Source organism: Pseudomonas sp. TAA207 (genome assembly GCF_001529285.1).
GTDB lineage: Bacteria > Pseudomonadota > Gammaproteobacteria > Pseudomonadales > Pseudomonadaceae > Aquipseudomonas > Aquipseudomonas weihenstephanensis.
In genome coordinates, this window is record NZ_LLWJ01000062.1 from 23,509 (window position 1) to 41,852 (window position 18,344).

The following is an 18,344-nucleotide window of genomic DNA, read 5'->3' on the forward strand; positions in this document are numbered from 1 at the left end:
TTGTGCAGAGATCCTAACGTTTGCACCTGTACTTTTTATTAAAAGGCTGGCGCATTGTTCAATGAAGGGGGCGCCGGCCTTTTTAAACTTAACTGTTGGCATAGCCATTGCTAGTAATAAATTGAAATGGATTTAACGTTCTAAAAACAACGCGTCATGACTGGCGTTGGCGTGCACCAAGGAGTTTGTATGACGTCGTATCCCATTAGCCCTTAAGTCATGTCGATCCGTGAAGTATCACTGATCGACATGATTGGCAGATCACCGTTTCAAAGACAGTTGTCGTCCCTGCATGCAAGGGCGAACGGAGCCTTATTGCCCTTCTTTTAGTCGAGGGACTCTTAATGAGTGACGAGGTAAAGAACAAAGCGCGGCCCGCGCCGCCACTCGACGCTGAGCGTGTGCAGCTATGGACGCATATTCCCCATGTGCCCAACACCTCAACGCCCGGCGGGTTGAGTACGCCGCGCGTGTTGTTGCTGATCGGCGTGGCAGCGCTGTTGCATGCCGGTGCCTGGTGGGTGTTCCAGCAAGCCAAAGCAGAACCTGTGATCACCCCGCCCGAAATTCCGGAAATGACCGTCGAGCTTACCAGCCCGGCCCCTCCTGCACCGCCTGTGGAAGAGCCGCCACCGCCACCCCCGCCGCCCGAGCCTGACGTGCCTCAGGAGGATGAAGACGCGGTCAAGGAGCCGCCCAAACCGGTAGAAAAACCCAAGCCGATCGAAAAGCCCAAGCCGGTGGTCAAGCCTAAGCCTGTGCAAAAACCACAGCCGGTCAAACCTGCGCCACCTGCGCCACCAGCCCCTGCCGCTCCTACTGCGCCAACAGCGCCGGCGGCCCCTGCCGCAGCGCCTGGACCGGTCAAGGAAACCGCCGCGGTGTCTGGCCTGGCCAGCCTCGGCAACCCGCCACCCGAATACCCGTCGCTGGCCCTGCGCCGCAGTTGGGAAGGCACGGTGGTGTTGCGCATCAAGGTGCTGCCCAACGGCCGCGCCGGGACGGTCGAGGTGACCAAGTCCAGCGGCAAGCAAGCGCTGGATGAAGCCGCCGTCACCGCCGTGCGCAACTGGAAGTTTGTCCCGGCCAAACGTGGGGATACACCCATTGAAGGTTTTGCAACCCAGACCATCGCTTTCAAATTGCCGGCATAACCCTTCAGGGGCCGACATTTACTTTCATTTAGTCGCGTGTGAGGTGTAGCCATGAACGAATCTCTGTCTTCCATGATTGTCCCTGGAGTGTTGTGGGCATTGGTGCTGTTTTCAGTGGTGAGCTGGGCACTATTGCTCATCAAGTCTTCGCAGTACTTGCGTCAGAAAAAACAAAACAAGTTGTTTAGCAAAGCGTTTTGGGCCGCCCCGGACTTGCTCACCGCCGCCGAACACGCCAGCCAGTACCCCGGCGCACTGGCGCGCATCGCCAACAGTGGCTTTGAAGCCATGATTGTCGATGACACCCCGCGCACGACCCAACAGCTGGCCCACACCATCAACCGTTCAGACCGTCTGGAGCGCAACCTGCGCCAGCAAATCCAGAAAGAACGCCGCGCGCTGGAAAGCGGTCAGGCCATCCTCGCCAGTATCGGCAGCACCGCGCCCTTTATCGGTTTGTTCGGCACCGTTTGGGGAATCATGGAAGCCCTGCAAACCATCGGCGCTACAGGCTCGGCCAGCCTTGAAACCGTTGCTGGCCCCATCGGCCATGCCTTGATCGCCACCGGCGTCGGCATCGCGGTCGCCGTCCCGGCGGTGTTGATTTACAACTTCTTCCTGCGTCGCCTGAAACTGGCTTCGGCCAACATGGACGATTTTGCCCATGACTTCGACGCCCTCGCCCAACGCAGCGCCTTCGCCATTGATCGCCAGGCCATTTCCACCAAGCGCACCCCGGTGCGGGAGGCAAGCTGATGTCTTTCTCAACGCAGGACAGCGACGAAGTACTCAGTGAAATGAACGTCACCCCGCTGGTGGACGTGATGCTGGTACTGCTGGTGGTGTTCATCGTGACCACGCCGATGATGACCAACGCGATCAAGATCAACCTGCCCAAGACCGACGCGGTGGCCAGCCAGCAAAAGAAAGACCCGGTGGTGGTCAGCGTCGATCAGGACGGCAAGTTCTACCTGGCCAAAAACGAGGTGGCCCCCGAGCTGCTGGAAAAAAGCCTGCAAGACGTCAAAAACCAGGACCCCGACGTGCGCGTGCAGCTCCAGGCAGACGAGGGGGTCAATTACGGCCAGGTGGCCAAGGCGATGGCGTCTATCGAACGTTCGGGGATCACCAAAATCTCGGTGATGACAGCCAAATAACGCCCCTGTAGTCGCCGCCGTTGGCAGCGACTACAGAGATCACTGTGCAATCGCTGTAACCACGCAGTACCCACGCCGCGCAGGGGCTCTTTGGCCCTTGCAGGGGAGCGGCTTGCTTGAAAAACGTGTTTTGCCAGGGTCGACACAACCCAACTGGAGTCATGAGGGCTCACAAGGCCATTCCAATAAACGTCTGAAAAAGTCGGAAATAACCATGCAGATGAAGAGTTCAGGTTTTACCCTCAAACCGCTCGTTGCGAGCCTGCAACGCCATCGTTTTGTGCCGCTGTATCTGGTTGCTCTGGGGATGAGCGCTGGCCAGTTACACGCAGCCGAAGCGGCCCCTGCGGACGATTCTGGCAGTGCGGTGAGCACCGCAACAGTCAGCACAGATGCCGTGGCGGCACCCGCCACCACGCAACTGCAACGGGTGGAAGTGACCGGCTCGGCGATTCGCCGGGTCGATGCCGAAACCGCTGTGCCGATCACCATTCTGCGTGCCGAACAGCTGCGCAATGAAGGCGTGACCACCACCGCTGAAATCATGCAACGCGTGACCGGTAACCAGTCGATCCGCAACTCGGCCAGCTCCGTTGGCTCTGCCACCGGGGGGTCGACCTTCGCGGACATGCGCGGCATTGGTGCCAACAAAACCCTGGTGCTGCTCAACGGTCGCCGTCTGGGCAACAACGCCATCGACGGCTCGGCAGTTGACTTGAACACCATCCCGTTTGCAGCCATTGACCGGGTTGAAGTGTTGCGCGACGGCGCCTCGGCTTTGTACGGCACCGACGCGATTGGCGGCGTAATCAACTTCATCACCAAAAAATCCCTGACCGACGGCACGCTCTCGCTGGGCGGCGAAGGGGCCGATGCCAGCGGTGGCGGCAGCAGCCACGACATCAGCGGCAGTTGGGGATATGGCGACCTGGACAAAGACCGCTTCAACGTCATGGGCGTGGTGGGCTACAACAAACAACGCGCACTGCAAAGTAAAGACCGCACCTTTACCACCAACTACGCGCCGGGCCGTGGGCTGGACCAAACCTCCGGCACCTCTTACCCGGCCAACTGGAGCCAGGGCAACATCAATACCAGCCCGCTGGCCGGCAGCAATTGCAGCGGCGCCAACCTGGTACTGCGCCAGGGCGTCTGCCGCTTCGACACCCGTGACTACATCGACTTGCTGCCCGAAACCGAGAAAACCTCGTTCTTCGGCAAGGCCACCGGCAAGCTCACCGACGATGACAACGTCAACCTCGAATACTTCTGGGCCCGCAACAACAACGCCACCTCGGTGGCGCCCGCGCCGTTGACCGGGCTGACGATGGACCCCTCTTCGCCTTACTTCCCCGGCAACGGCATCACGCCGGGCACCAACGATCCGTCCTTCGACCCCAGCCAGCCGATTGGCCTGAACTGGCGTGAAACAGCCGCAGGCGGTCGTCAGTCCAAAGACCAGAACACCAGTCAGCGTCTGGTGCTGAGCTTCGATGGCATGGTCAAGGGCTGGGATTACAACGTCGGCGCCTCGTACAACCAAAATCAGGTCATCTCCAGCCTGACCGGGGGTTATGTCAGTGATGCGGCCATGATCAACGGCATCGCAGACGGCATCATCAACCCCTTCGGCCCGCAAACGTCGGCCGGCCAGGCCTACATCGACGCCAACAAATACCACGGCCAATACTCCTCCTCGGTGGGCCGTGTAAGCGGGATCGACGGGCGCATGAGCCGCGAGGTCGGTGACTGGTTCGGCGCAGGCCCTGCCGGTCTGGCCATCGGCGGTGAATACCGTCAGGAAAAATTCCACCAGAGCTACGAAGCTTATGCGGCTGACGTCAGCAGCCTGGGGGTTGACCCGGACGGCAGCGTCAAAGGTGACCGTAACGTGAAGGCGGTGTACACCGAACTGAACGTACCGGTGCTCGACAGCCTGGAACTCTCGGCCGCTGTACGTCATGACAAATACAGCGACTTTGGCAGCACCACCAACCCGAAATACTCGTTCCGTTACCAGCCCGTCAAAGAGCTGGTAGTACGTGGCGCTTACAGCGAAGGGTTCCGTGCACCGTCGCTGTATGAGCTGTACAACCCGCAATACACCACGTACACCCAGGGTTACTACAACGACCCGGTGCTGTGCTCCGGCGGCGTGGTGCAACCGGGCGGCAACAGCGGGCGCGATTGCGGCCAGCAGTTCCATAACCGCACCGGCGGCAACACCCAGCTCTCGCCCGAAAAAGCCCGCAACGTGACCTTGGGCTTCGTCTATCAACCGGTGCGCGACCTGTCGCTGGGCCTGGACTTCTGGTGGATTCACATCGCCAACCAGATCGCCGAGTTCCCGGAATCCACCGTATTTGACGACCCGGCGCTGTATGCCGACCGCTATGTGCGTAACCCCGACGGTTCACTCAACTACGTGCAAACCGGCCTCGCCAACCTGGGTGCAGTCAAAACCAGCGGCATTGACGTGAGCATGGACTACCGCTTCCCCAACACCCCATACGGCCAATTCGGCCTGGGCCTGCAAGGCACTTACGTCACCCGCTATGACTTCCAGAGCACGATCGGCGGTACGTACACCGATAACGTCGGTGACTTTGAAGGCACCGGGGTGGTGGCACGCTGGAAACATGTGCTCAACGGCACCTGGAACCTGGGGCCGTACCGTGCCTCGTTGGTTAACCGCTTCACCAGCGGCTACAACGACTACGACCCAAGCACCCATGCCAAAGTGGCTTCTTACACCCTGTGGGACTTGTCTGCGGGCTACACCTTCAACAAAACCGTCGACCTGGATGTGGGCATGAAAAACATGTTCGATCGCAATCCGCCGTTCTCCAATCAGGCCTATAACTTCCAGAGTGGTTTCGATCCACGGTATGCCGACCCAATGGGCCGTACTTTCTTCGCCCGTGCCACCTACCACTTCTGAGTGATCACCGACGCAAGCCTCCTCCAGCTTGCGTCGGCCTAACTGCGAAATCGCGACCCCACGGCCTGTTCACGCGCAAGGCTGTGGGGATTTTTCACGGTACTCAATGGTTCTACACGCGGTACAAGGAAACCCCACACATGTCTTCATATTTCCTGCCCCTGATCCGCTCGCTGTTGGTGCCCGTACTCGCGTGCGTAAGCATCGGCGTCAGTGCCGCGCCCAGCCAGGCCATGACGGTCTACGGCGAGGCACCCAAATACCCGGCCGGTTTCCAGCACTTCGACTTCGTCAACCCGAACGCCCCCAAAGGTGGCTCCTTGAGCCGCGCGTCGATGGAAATCGGCCAGTTCAATTACCTCACGCCCTATGTCGACCAAGGCACCGGCGTGGCGCAGGTGGATCAGTGGGTGTATGCCCCGCTGGCCTTTCGTTCACTGGACGAGCCCTACACGGTGTATGGCCTGGTGGCCAAAACCATGGAACGCGACCCCGATGGCCTGTGGGTGCGTTTCAACCTGGACCCCAAAGCCCGTTTCGCTGACGACACCCCTATCACGGCACAAGACGTGGCGTTCACTTACCACACGCTGATGACCCAAGGCAGCCTGAGCTATCGCATGCTCTATGGCGAGGTCAAAGACATCGTGATCGAAGGCCCGTTGCAAGTGCGTTTTGACTTCAAGAGCAACCAGAACCGCACGCTGGCACTGGATTTGGCCAGCATGCGCATCCTGCCGGAACACTGGTGGAAGACCCGCGACTTTACCAATGGCGGCGGCTTCGAACCGCCGCTGGGCAGTGGCCCGTATGCCGTCTCAAAGGTTGACCCTGGTCGCAGCATCACCTTTGAGCGCAATCAGCACTGGTGGGGCGCAAACCTGCCGGTCAGCAAAGGGATGTACAACTTCGACCGCCTGACGGTGAATTTTTACGGCGACACCGATGTGGCGCGCGAACTGCTCAAGGCCGGGGCTTTCGACTACAACCGCGAGTTCTCGGCCACCGGTTTCAGCATCGGCTATGACAGCCCTTCGCTCAACGATGGCCGCCTGCAAAAAGGCGTGTTCGCCAAAGACAAACCGGGGGCCGCCCAAGGCTTTGCGTTCAACCTGCAAAACCCGTTCTTTCAAGACCGCCGCGTGCGTCAGGCCCTGAGCCTGCTGTGGGACTTTGAGTGGACCAACAAACAGATGATGCGCAGCTTCTACGTGCGCCAGCAGAGCTACTTCCCGAAAAGTGAAATGGCCGCCACCGCCCTGCCCGATGCCCGCGAACGGGAGATCCTTGAACCGCTGCGCGGAAAAATCCCGGATGAGGTCTTTACGCAGGTCTATCAGGCCCCCAAAACCGATGGCAGCGGTTACATCCGCGACAAACAACTGCAAGCGCTGGCGCTGCTCAAAGAAGCGGGCTGGACGGCCAAAAACAACACGCTGGTGAACGCTGAGGGCGAACCGCTGCGCTTCACTTTCCTCGATGGCCAAGGCGGCTTTGACCGCATGATTTTGCCGTACAAGCGCACCCTGGCGCAGATCGGCATCACGATGGACATTCGCAAGATCGACTCGGCGCAGTACATCAACCGCCTCAACGCGCGTGACTACGACATGATCGTGGTGGGCTTTCCGCGCAGTGGCCAGCCCATCGTCTCGCCAGGCCGCGAGATGTACGACATGTATGGCTCGCGCAGCGCCACCCAGGTCGGCGCCTCAAACGCCTTTGTGCTACGCGACCCGGCCGTAGACACCCTGCTCGACGGCTTGGTGCAGGCCAACAGCCGCGCAGAGATGGTGCATTACGCCCGGGCGCTGGATCGGGTCTTGCAGTGGGGCTACTACATGATTCCCAACTACTACTCAGTCGGCACCCCCACCGTGTACCAAAACCGCTTCGCCCGTCCGGCACAGGAGCCGATGTATGACGAAGGGCTGGACACCTGGTGGCAAGTCAGCACAACCGCGCAAACCAACGCCGCCTTGAGCGCCGCCAGTACGTCGTCGGAGGGCCATTGAAATGTTGCATTACATGAGTCGACGTTTATTGCTGATCATCCCCACCTTGCTGTGCATTCTGGTGGTCAACTTTCTGATCGTCCAAGCCGCACCCGGTGGCCCGGTGGAACAAGCCATCGCACGCTTGCAAGGCTTTAGCGGGGCATCCGTGGGCGGCGGCGCGCGGGACATGGCGGCCAGCAGCGGTGGCGCGAGCCGCAGCAGCCGCGGCCTGGACCCGGCGCTGGTTGAAGAAATCACCAAGCACTACGGCTTCGACAAGCCCATGCACGAACGCCTGTGGTTGATGCTCAAGAACTACGCGCAACTGGATTTCGGCAACAGCTTTTTTCGCGGGGCCAAGGTCACGGACCTGATCCTGCAAAAGCTCCCGGTGTCGATTTCACTCGGATTGTGGGCGACGTTGATCACCTACCTGATCTCAATCCCCTTGGGCATTCGCAAAGCCATTCACAACGGCAGCGCATTCGATGTGTGGACCAGCACCGCGATCATCATTGGCTACGCCATGCCCGCTTTCCTGTTTGCGATTCTGTTGATCGTGGTGTTCGCGGGCGGCAGCTACATGAGCTGGTTTCCGGTGCAGGGCATGGTTTCGGACGGCTTCGATAACCTGAGCTTTTTCGCCAAGATCGGTGACTACCTGTGGCACATGGTGCTGCCGGTCTCTGCCTTGGTGATTGGCGGCTTTGCCACCCTGACCATCCTCACGAAAAACAGCTTTCTCAACGAAATCAGCCGTCAGTACGTGGTCACGGCGCGGGCCAAGGGCCTGACCGAGCGCCGAGTGCTTTACGGCCATGTGATGCGCAACGCCATGCTGCTGGTGGTCGCCGGTATCCCGCAGGCGCTGATCGAGGTGTTCTTCGCCGGTTCACTGCTGATAGAAACCATCTTCAACCTCGACGGCATCGGGCGCATGAGCTACGAAGCCGCCGTGTCGCGTGACTACCCCGTGGTGTTCGGCACCCTGTTTCTGTTCACCCTGTTCGGGTTGTTGATCAAGCTGATCGGCGACCTGTGCTACACCCTGCTCGACCCCCGTATCGACTTCTCGGCGAGGACTGCCTGATGTTTACCCTCTCTCCTATTGGCAGGCGCCGTCTCGCACACTTCAGGGCCAACCGCCGCGGCTGGTGGTCGTTATGGCTGTTTGTCGCGCTCTTCATCCTGTGCCTGGGTGGGGAGCTGGTGGCCAACGACAAACCTTTGGCGATTCACTACAAAGACAGCTGGTACTTCCCGATAGTGGCCAACTACGTCGAAACCGACTTTGGCGGCGAGCTGCCTTTCGAGCCGGATTACAGCAGTGACTATGTGCGCAAGCTGATCACTGATCAGGGCGGCTGGATGCTCTTTGCGCCCATCCCGTTCAGTTACGACACGGTCAATTACGACCTCAAGGAACCCGCCCCCAGCCCACCCAGCGCCACCAACTGGCTGGGCACCGACGATCAGGCCCGCGATGTGCTGGCGCGGGTGATTTTCGGGGCGCGGATTTCCATCCTCTTTGCTCTGATCCTGACCGCCATCAGTGCCGTGGTCGGGATCACCGCTGGCGCTTTGCAAGGTTTTTACGGCGGCTTGGTCGACCTTTTCGGGCAGCGCGTGCAAGAGGTGTGGGCCGGTTTGCCGGTGCTGTACTTGCTGATCATTTTGTCGGGGTTTGTGGCGCCGAGCTTCTGGTGGTTGCTGGGGATCATGGCGCTGTTCAGTTGGCTGGCACTGGTGGACGTGGTGCGCGCCGAGTTCTTGCGTGGACGCAACCTGGAATACGTTAAAGCAGCCCGCGCACTGGGTTTGACCGACGGTGCCCTGATGCGCCGACACATCCTGCCCAACGCCATGACCTCAACCCTCACCTACCTGCCGTTCATCCTCACGGGCGCCATCGCCACCCTCACCGCACTGGACTTCCTGGGCTTTGGCATGCCGCCCGGCACCGCCTCGCTGGGCGAAATGATTGGCCAGGCCAAACGCAACCTGCAAGCGCCCTGGCTGGCGCTCACGGCCTTCTTCACCCTGGCGCTGATTTTGTCGCTGCTGGTGTTTATCGGCGAAGCCTGCCGCGATGCATTTGACCCTAGGAGCTGAGATGACCAACACATTGATTGAAATACGTGATCTGCGCGTCGGCTTTGCCGGGCGCGAAGTGGTGCACGGGGTCAACCTCGACATCCGCCGTGGCGAATGCCTGGCGCTGGTGGGTGAGTCCGGCTCTGGCAAGTCCGTGACCGCACACTCGATCCTGCGCTTACTGCCGGGCAAAGACGTGCAGACCCAAGGCAGCATCCGCTATGACGGCATCGACCTGGTGAATGCCAGCGACGCCCAACTGCGCGGCCTGCGCGGCAACCGCATCGCCATGATCTTTCAGGAGCCGATGACCTCACTCAACCCGCTGCACACCATTGAAAAGCAAATCAGCGAGGTGTTGCTCACCCACAAGGGCCTGAAAAACCGCGCGGCACGGGCACGCACCCTGGAGTTACTGCAACTGGTGGGCATCCGCGACCCGCAAACACGCCTGAAAGCTTACCCGCACCAACTGTCGGGGGGCCAACGCCAGCGGGTGATGATTGCGATGGCGCTGGCCAATGAACCTGAACTGCTGATCGCTGACGAACCCACCACCGCACTGGACGTCACGGTGCAGCAAAAAATCCTCGAACTGTTGATCGACCTGCAACAGCGCCTGGGCATGTCCCTGCTCCTCATCAGCCACGACCTGAATCTGGTGCGCAAAATAGCCCAGCGCGTGTGCGTGATGCGCGGCGGTCAAATCGTTGAGCAAGCTCGGTGCGAAGACCTGTTCCGAGCACCGCAGCACCCTTACAGCCGCATGCTGATTGAAGCCGAACCCAGCGGCACGCCAGTGCCCAGCGACTATCGGCATAACCTGCTGGAAGTCGACAACCTGCGGGTATGGTTTGCGCTGCCCAAGCCGCTGTTCAGCCGCGAGCGTCAGTACGTCAAGGCCGTGGACGGGGTCAGTTTCGAGCTGAAAAAAGGCAGAACCCTGGGCATTGTCGGTGAGTCGGGCTCGGGCAAATCCACCCTGGGTCAGGCCATCCTGCGGCTGGTGGACTCCGAGGGCGACATCCGTTTTGGCAACAAGCAGCTCAACCTGCTGAACCAGAACCTGCTGCGCCCGTTGCGCCGGCAAATGCAGGTGGTGTTTCAAGACCCGTTTGGCAGCCTCAGCCCGCGTATGTCGGTGCAGCAAATCATCGCCGAAGGTTTACTGGCGCATGACATCGGCACACCCCAGGAACGCGAAGAGGCGGTGATTCGGGTATTGCACGAAGTGGGACTGGACCCGCAAAGCCGTCACCGTTACCCCCATGAGTTTTCGGGGGGCCAGCGCCAGCGCATCTCCATCGCCCGGGCACTGATAATGGAACCCGCCCTGATCCTGCTCGACGAACCGACCTCGGCGCTGGACCGCACGGTGCAAAAACAAGTCGTGGACTTGTTGCGCGACCTGCAACTGCGCCACGGCCTGACCTACTTGTTTATCAGCCACGACCTGGCGGTGGTGCATGCGCTGGCCCACGACATGATCGTCATCAAGGACGGCAAAGTCGTGGAACAAGGGGATGCGCGGACGATCTTCAACCACCCTCAACATCCGTATACCCAAGAGCTGTTACAGGCCAGCAGCTTGAAGCCAATGGCATTGGCAACCGGTGTGACTCCTACCCCACAGGTGCTCTGTAGCTGACGAGGCAGGAGGCTGCGACATGCGGTGTGTCTTAAGCACCGCATGATCGTTGTAGCTTGCCACTTGCTTTTCTCAGACTCCGCATATTCAAAAATGGAATATTCAAATCGTTTTATATTCTTTTTTAAAAGATAAATTTCCTGTAACACTCTCCTCATAACGATTCCAACTCATGATGAGAACGAAATGAAGAAAATCACTGCCCTCACCGCTCTGACCCTGGCTGTACTGTCTGGCCTGGCCCATGCTGATCGTCTGGATGACATCAAAAAGGCCGGTGTGCTGCGTGTGGCGTCGTTCGACAGCAACCCGCCGTTCGGTTTTGTGGATGCTAAAAGCAAGCAAATCGAAGGTCTGGACGTCGATTACGCCAAAGCCATCGCCGACAAACTGGGCGTGAAGTTGCAGTTGCAGCCGACCAACCCGGCCAACCGTGTACCGCTGTTGGTGGCTAATAAAGTGGACTTGGTGCTGGCCAACTTCACCATTACGCCGGAGCGTGCCGAACAGGTGAACTTCAGCATTCCGTATTTTTCGTCCGGCCAGCAGTTCATCGTTAAAAAGGGCACGCTCAAATCCCCCGAAGACTTGAACACTTGGCGCGTAGGTGTCGACAAAGGCACGGTCAACGAAGGCGTGCTGCGGGCCAAGTACCCCGGCGCAAAAGTGGTGGCTTACGATGACACCCCGTTCGCGTTCACTGCGCTGCGCAACGGCAACGTGCAAGCCATTACCCAGGACGGTCCCAAACTCATCGGCTTACTGGCCAACGTGCCGGACAAGGACAAATACGAAGTCCCGCCCTTCACCATTTCCAACGACCTGATTGGCGTGGGCATCCCCAAAGGCGAAACGGCGTTGACCAACGTGGTCAACGAAACCCTGGTTGAACTGGAAGGCAAAGGTCAGGCGCAAACCATTTATGACGCCTGGTTTGGCCCAACCACCAAAACCCCGCTGACCCGTCTGTACAAGATCGGCGACAAGAGCTAAAACCTGCGCGCTGTATCGTTAAGCCCGTCACGGTCAACCGGACGGGTTTGTTTGTTTCTGGATGGACGTTGTTTATGTTCGGTGAACTGCTTGCCCCGCATTACCTGCATTGGCTGCTTGATGGCTTCGTGCTGACGCTGATCCTTTCACTGCTCACCTGTATCGTCGCCACCGGCCTTGGGTTTTTGTTGTGCCTGGCGCGCCTTTCGCCTTCACGGCTGTGGTCATGGCCGGCCCGTGCTTATCTCTCGCTGTTTCGCAACACACCGCTGCTGGTGCAGTTGTTTTTCTGGTATTTCGGCGTCACGGCGATGCTGCCCGAAGGCCTGGTGATGTGGCTCAATCAGCCGCGCAGCCTGTCTGTGGGGCTGTTTGAGATTGAATGGCCGTCGTTTGAATTTCTGGCCGGGTTCTGGGGGTTGATGCTCTACACCGCGGCCTTTATCTGCGAGGAGTTTCGCGCGGGGGTCAGTTCAGTGCGCATCGAGCAGCGGGCTGCCGGGCTGGCCCTGGGTTTGACCGGCACGCAAGTGTGGCGTTACATCGTGTTCCCACAGGCTTTGCGCACCGCGCTGGGGCCTTTGTTGGGGCAATACATGAATGCACTGAAAAACTCATCACTGACCATGGCAATAGGCTTGGCCGAATTGTCTTATGCCTCGCGCCAGGTCGAGACTGAAACCTTCAAAACGTTTCAAGCGTTTGGTTTTGCCACCCTCTTGTATGTGGCGAGCATTGCGTTGATCGAAGTGATCGGCCAAATGGTCGCCCGCAGCAAGTGGTACAAGCAGGGAGTGGTGTAAGTCATGGACTTCTCGGTCATTAGCGACAATCTGTCGTACTTTTTGCTCGGGGCTTACCCCGATGGCCCGCTGGGCGGTGCCGCTCTCACGCTGGTGTTGAGTGCGCTGTCAGGCATTATTTCTGCGCTGTTAGGGCTGGTGCTGGGTGTAGCACTGGTGATGATGCGCGGCTGGGGGCGCTGGGTGTTGCTGGGCGTACTGGGGTTTCTGCGCGCGATCCCGGTAGTGATGCTGATTTTCTGGAGCTACTTTCTGCTGCCCATTGTGTTCAAGGTCGATGTGCCTGCGCTGGCCACGGTGGTGTGTGCGCTGTCGTTGATCGGCGGCGCGTACCTGGCGCACTCGGTCTATGCCGGTATCAGCGCGTTGCCGGCTGGCCAGTGGGCGGCGGGCAAAGCGCTGGGTTTGAGCAGTTGGCAGGTGTTGCGCCTGATTATCCTGCCGCAAGCCCTGCCCATGATGCTGCCCTCCTTCCTCAATCAATGGATCTCATTGATCAAGGACACCTCACTGGCATATGTGATCGGCGTCGGCGAGCTGTCGTTTGTAGCCACTCAAGTGAGTAATCGGGTGATGGTGCACCCGACCGAGATTTTCCTGTTTGTGGCGTTGGTGTATTTCGCGTTTTGCAGCAGCCTGGACATCATCGCCAACCGCTGGGTCAACACGCAAAAACCTTCTCACGTTTGACAGACGGTGCACGCCACCCCCGTAAAAGGGGATTGGCGTGCATCATCCACGGGCGTTAAACAGCGTTTCTGATGGTATGTGCCCGATCTTCAAGGTCTTCAAAAAATGCCGCCAGGGGCAGCGTTTTATCCGAGCCGGACAAGTTGCCTCCAGAAAAGTGGGTACTCGCATCCTTCAACCAAGTGCCCAACTGACCCAGGGTTCTTGGCGCCTCATGGCTCGTTACAAACTCACTCACATTGCCATAGTGCTTATGGGCAGCCTTGAGGGCGGTGAACGTATAGCGTGCGTAATCGACACCGCTCTTGGCGTGTGAAACTGCGCTCAATTGCTTATGCAGCTTATTCAAATGTTTAAGCCCCCCATTACCCCGCACAACCGTGTTGGTGTTTGCCAGTGGCCGCACGGCACTGGTCGCGACCGCCCCCGACCATGTTGTGTGGGTAGCGGCCTTTCCCACTCGATCAATTGTTTTAGCCAGCGCAACACTGAGGCCCTTGTTGACGGCTTTCCCTATCGCCCAATTCACACCCGATGCACCGCCAAAAGCCAGGCCGGTGTAGAAGAACGCGTTAGCCACGGCTGTATCAGGCGCCAACTCTTCAAGCACCGCCGAAGCAATCGAAATACTCGTGGACACCACCTCATAAACGACGCTGATGACCGACGTTAGCGAGAGTGCAACGGAGGACGACGCCGCACCAAACGTGAACAGGGTGAGTGCCAGGGAGGCCAGTAAAAGGCCGATGGTGACCCCGAGCTTCACCCCTTGCACCGTCGTCAGGTGGCCGGTCGGATCGCTGAAATTTATGGGGTCGCCCAGGCAATACGCATAAGCATTGAGCCCGCCACCATCAAATACGCTCAAGCTGTCGGGCGAATGAAATCTCATCAGTATCGGGTTGTAAGCCCGGTAACCATTGCCCAGCAGATAACAACCGGTGACCGGGTCGGGTAACTCGCCATTGAACCCCAGTAATGAACTCATCCCATCATCCAGCGGCCGGTTGCCATAAGGTGCGTAGGCCAAGTGCGCATCGCCGTGATTGGAAAGTGCGTGCAAGACACTGCCCTGGCTATCGGTGCCCAGCAACGTACAATCGTGTGCTGTCACCTGAGCCATCGCATGGCTCCCCTGCTGGAAATAACTGCACGTCTGCTCTCCCTGAACCTCATTGGCCAGTGAGTCTTCGTGGTAGAAACACGCCTTGGCCACGCCCTGTCCGGGCACAATGCTCTGAATTTTGTCCATTGGGCTGTAGCTGTATTCCACCAGATTGCCCGATGGCGACAATGAATCGCCGCCCACCGAACGCAAGCCACCCAATGCGTCATACGTCAGTACACGGCCCATTTCATCAGTGAGCTGATGACCGTCGGCATCGTATTCAAATCGACAGTCCAAAGAGCTGTAATCAGGGTGACTGTGGGTCAATTGGCTGAGTTGGGTTCGATCAATGTAGTCATAACCAAACGTTGTGACATCCTCACTGTCTTCGAATCGGGTGGTTAAGGAGCGAATGTTGTCGAGGTAGTCGTACACATAGTCCTGCGACACAAGGACGTTGCCCAGAGGATCGACCGGGGCTTGCGGACCGCTGCAGGTGTATCTCTTCAAGCGCCCTCGGGTGTCGTACTCATAGGTTTCATCGCGCAACACCGCGGGTCCGTCACTCAAGGTTCGCCGCTGGAGTTTGTCCTGCGCCGTAAACGCTTGCTCAAGGACTAGCCGACGATCGTGCTCCAAGATGAACGTGCGGCGAATTTCCCGGGCGAAATCATCATGTACAAGTTCGGTTACCAATCTTCGCCCTGCTTGAGTGTCGTTGACGCTCAGGGTCTTTAGCGCCCCACGTGCATCGTAGCCATAAGCGCTTTTAACGGGTCCTTGTTCAACTTCAGACAACCGCCCGTAAGCGTCATAACGTGAGTGACGGACGCCCCCCGTAATATCGGTGAAGTTGATCGGCTTACCCAATAGAGAGTAGGTGTACGAGGATTCAAATAGCGCCTCCCCGATCACATGCTCTTTGCTCTTGAGTTTGCCCGATGCAAAGTAGGACAAATTTTCCTGGCTATGGGGGTTGGACGCTTGAAGCAACTCGTCATGCGGCGACGCCCGATTGAACGTCGTGGTCAAGTCCGAATACCCCTCGACGGAACGCCGGGCCACTTCGCCTTTGCACACCGGATCAAGCGTGAAGTGGATGATTTTCCCGCTGGCGCAGGTCTTGCTCGACGGTTCTCCACGCCCGTGCTCATAAGTAAAACGTTCGGTTCGCCCGCCGACGGTCGTACTGCTGATGCGCATGAACGCATCGTAAGTACGCGTGCCCAGTACATAGTCATTGGCTTTTATCTGCGTGGGGTAATGGCCAATACTGCGTGCGCTGTAGAGCCGTGTAATAACGGTGCCGTCGGGTAATACCGATTTAGTCAGGCGCCCAAACACGTCGTAACTGAACTGGTTGAGCAGCCCTGGCGGACTGAGCGTTTCCAGGCACCGGCCCAGTCCGTCATAGGTGAACAGCGTTTTGCCCAGCGAATGGCCTTGCGTATCAATACGCTCAACACTCGCGGGCTTGGCGAAAACATTATTGACGGTGACGGTTTGGCCTGCCCCCTCGATCCATTGTGTGTGGGTGCGGGTTACAGGGTCATGAAGTTCGTGAGTCACGGTGCCATCCGGGCCTGTGACCTGTGAAACATTGCCCCAATCGTCATAACTGAACCCAGTGCGTACTGTGCGCGCCACGCCTTCAAACCAATCTGTCGTGAACTCCTCACTGAGTTGACCCGACGCTGTGTACACCGCGCGATACACCTCACGCATGGGTTTCTCTGTACCGGGGTGGTCAAGGTCTTGCATCGCTACATGCACCTTGCGACCCAGGCCATCAAAGGTGGTGGTGTGCTGCGCACCACGCGAATTTACAATCGTGTGACGTGCCTCCCCTTCTGCATCGCTCGGTAAGTGATAGGCGTATTGGCGGGAGGCAGGGTGTGTCGGCGATGCCACGGTTTCGCACTTGAGACGCCCTAAACCATCGTAGGTCGATTCAAGCAGGCTTTGGTCGTGGTCACAGACTTTGACCTCCTGACCGCTCAACTCGTCATACCAGGCCTGCTGCATAGATGAATGACCACCGGCCTCCACGCTCTGACTGACATGCAGACAGCCCTGGGCTTGGGTGTAAGTGTGTGTATAGGTGGTAGCTGCGCCGCCCACGGTGTCGGTCCTGCCACTGACTTTGCCGTATTGGATCTGCGTCGGATCACTCACATACCGGTACGTCGTGCGCACGAGCGGCTCAGCCGTGCCGACTTCATATAACTCATCGCTGAGCAGCACAAGGAAGCGTTTACTGCTGCCCTGAAGAGACGGCAGATCCGCGTAGGTGTGCTCTATTCGCGTGCTGGGAGCCGCGCTGAAGGCAGGAGAAGGTATGACTGATTTACTTTTGAGAAAGTGCACAAACCCGGATGGGCTGGCCGGACACCCGGTCTCCCCCGCAGCGGCGTAATACGTATTGATCTCCCTGCCACCTGTCGGGCTCTGCGTTTCCAATAAATTACCTGACGAATCGTAGGAGGTGCGGGTGATCTCTGTTCGGGCATTTTGCGGGCTGCGCATATCGTAGTAGGTGACCGACAGGCTTTTTTGCAGTTGGAAAATAGCCGGTTGTTCGTTAAAACTTTTCCCGTGCGCATCGTGGTAGTCAATGAGCGTGCGTTGAACCTTTGTGCCGATCGTTGTCTGCTGCGAGATCATCAGGTGAAACCGGTTATAAAGCCTCTCAATACGCGTGGACTGTGCCCCTGCAATCATGGTTTCAGTCGACGAATACACATAGTCGCTGGCGTTTTGGTAAAGGTAATCTTCGTTGTCGCTCCAGAGATAACCGGCGCCGTAACCAAAATAGTTATGCCTGGAAAACTCATATTCTCGAACAACCGCCGGTTGTCCGGCGCCAGGAGCAATACGCCAGGAGGTCACCACCGGCACCGCTTCTACGGGAGCACCGGGCGGCAATGCATGACCGTAAAGGTTATAACTCAGTGTTTCTACGGCCCCCGCCGGAGTCTGCACGTGCGTCATCAGCAGCGCAGCCGTTTCACTGGGTTGATAGTCAAATACCCAGTGGGCCGCCTCCCTGCCATGGCGCGTGGTCAGTGATATTTGACGCAGCCAGTTATCACGGATAACAAAGTTAAACTTTCGCGCCTGAAGCAGACTGTCGGGCCAAAGCGTGAGGCCCGGCTGGCTGTCCCAGTTGTTATCGCTTTCATATTCAAACCGCAACAAAGACTGATGTTGATCGCGAAGCTCTCGCAGCAACCGTTGCCCCTGAACAATGCTGTAGAAGAAAGAGATATAACGCCCTTCGGGAGAGAAGATTTTAGAAGGCAGCCACTCATCATCTTCTTCACTGGGGCGCGTCAGTTCTTCAACCGTGCCATTTTTATGCTCAATGACCCAAGTGTCTTCACGGATATGCACCTTGACGGTATCAAGCTTTTTGTCCAAAAGACTGACCGTATTGCCGTGGGTGTGTACGTGGTAGCACGTACCCGAAGACAAAGACAGTTTGTGGGTCGTCCGGTTGTACGAACTCAATGGTAAAGACCAGCCCGTTCCCAATCCCGAATTTCGACTATTAAACGCACTGAACACCAGTGCTAGCGGGACGCTCGGCCCACACAAACAATTGCCCAGCACTTCATTCAACGCCAGGTTGCAACTATAAGAACCGGTGCGAGGGTCGACACCGCTTTGAATAAAACTCGAAAAGTTGAAAGCGCCAGAATGCAGCGTTCCCGGCCCTTGATTTGATGTCTTCATTGATCACTTCCGTGTGTCTAAAAT

Annotated in this window: 12 protein-coding genes; 11 read left to right on the forward strand and 1 reads right to left on the reverse strand. The window is 58.2% G+C overall.

Annotated features, from left to right (window positions below; translation table 11 throughout):
• The first annotated feature begins 344 nt into the window (after window positions 1-344).
• The 11 genes from AP059_RS08420 (at window position 345) to AP059_RS08470 (ending at window position 13,477) form a co-directional block, all read left to right on the forward strand.
• A complete protein-coding gene (locus AP059_RS08420) occupies window positions 345-1,154 on the forward strand; it encodes an energy transducer TonB (RefSeq protein WP_059762819.1) in 810 nt (269 codons plus the stop codon).
• A gap of 51 nt (window positions 1,155-1,205) precedes the next feature.
• Window positions 1,206-1,910: a MotA/TolQ/ExbB proton channel family protein gene (locus AP059_RS08425; RefSeq protein ID WP_120752327.1), complete on the forward strand. Its 705-nt coding sequence runs from the start codon at window positions 1,206-1,208 to the stop codon at window positions 1,908-1,910.
• Window positions 1,910-2,311, forward strand: a complete 402-nt coding sequence (locus AP059_RS08430) for an ExbD/TolR family protein (protein ID WP_059762820.1) — start codon at window positions 1,910-1,912, stop codon at window positions 2,309-2,311. Before AP059_RS08425 ends, AP059_RS08430 begins: the two co-directional genes overlap by 1 nt.
• A gap of 214 nt (window positions 2,312-2,525) precedes the next feature.
• Window positions 2,526-5,252 carry a TonB-dependent receptor gene (locus AP059_RS08435; RefSeq protein ID WP_059762821.1) on the forward strand — a complete coding sequence of 909 codons (2,727 nt, stop codon included), beginning with the start codon at window positions 2,526-2,528 and terminating at the stop codon, window positions 5,250-5,252.
• 140 nt (window positions 5,253-5,392) lie between these two features.
• Window positions 5,393-7,267, forward strand: coding sequence for an extracellular solute-binding protein (locus AP059_RS08440; protein WP_082706778.1), 1,875 nt, complete (start codon window positions 5,393-5,395; stop codon window positions 7,265-7,267).
• Between the two features lies 1 nt (window position 7,268).
• On the forward strand, window positions 7,269-8,339 hold the full coding sequence (locus AP059_RS08445; protein ID WP_048399388.1) for a microcin C ABC transporter permease YejB: 1,071 nt from the start codon (window positions 7,269-7,271) through the stop codon (window positions 8,337-8,339).
• Window positions 8,339-9,361, forward strand: coding sequence for an ABC transporter permease (locus AP059_RS08450; protein WP_059762822.1), 1,023 nt, complete (start codon window positions 8,339-8,341; stop codon window positions 9,359-9,361). Before AP059_RS08445 ends, AP059_RS08450 begins: the two co-directional genes overlap by 1 nt.
• 1 nt (window position 9,362) lies before the next feature.
• Window positions 9,363-10,991, forward strand: coding sequence for an ABC transporter ATP-binding protein (locus AP059_RS08455; RefSeq protein ID WP_059762823.1), 1,629 nt, complete (start codon window positions 9,363-9,365; stop codon window positions 10,989-10,991).
• Between the two features lie 186 nt (window positions 10,992-11,177).
• Window positions 11,178-11,984, forward strand: a complete 807-nt coding sequence (locus AP059_RS08460) for an ABC transporter substrate-binding protein (RefSeq protein ID WP_059762824.1) — start codon at window positions 11,178-11,180, stop codon at window positions 11,982-11,984.
• 74 nt (window positions 11,985-12,058) lie between these two features.
• Window positions 12,059-12,787 (forward strand): amino acid ABC transporter permease, encoded by a 729-nt coding sequence (locus tag AP059_RS08465; protein ID WP_059762825.1) that lies wholly within the window; start codon window positions 12,059-12,061, stop codon window positions 12,785-12,787.
• A gap of 3 nt (window positions 12,788-12,790) precedes the next feature.
• The gene (locus AP059_RS08470; protein WP_059762826.1) at window positions 12,791-13,477 is read left to right on the forward strand and encodes an amino acid ABC transporter permease; all 687 of its coding nucleotides are present in this window, start codon (window positions 12,791-12,793) and stop codon (window positions 13,475-13,477) included.
• A gap of 55 nt (window positions 13,478-13,532) precedes the next feature.
• On the opposite strand, the gene AP059_RS08475 is transcribed toward AP059_RS08470, so the two are convergent.
• Entirely contained in the window at window positions 13,533-18,320 is a 4,788-nt protein-coding gene (locus AP059_RS08475) for an RHS repeat-associated core domain-containing protein (protein WP_082706779.1), read from the reverse strand.
• Window positions 18,321-18,344: the final 24 nt, after the last annotated feature.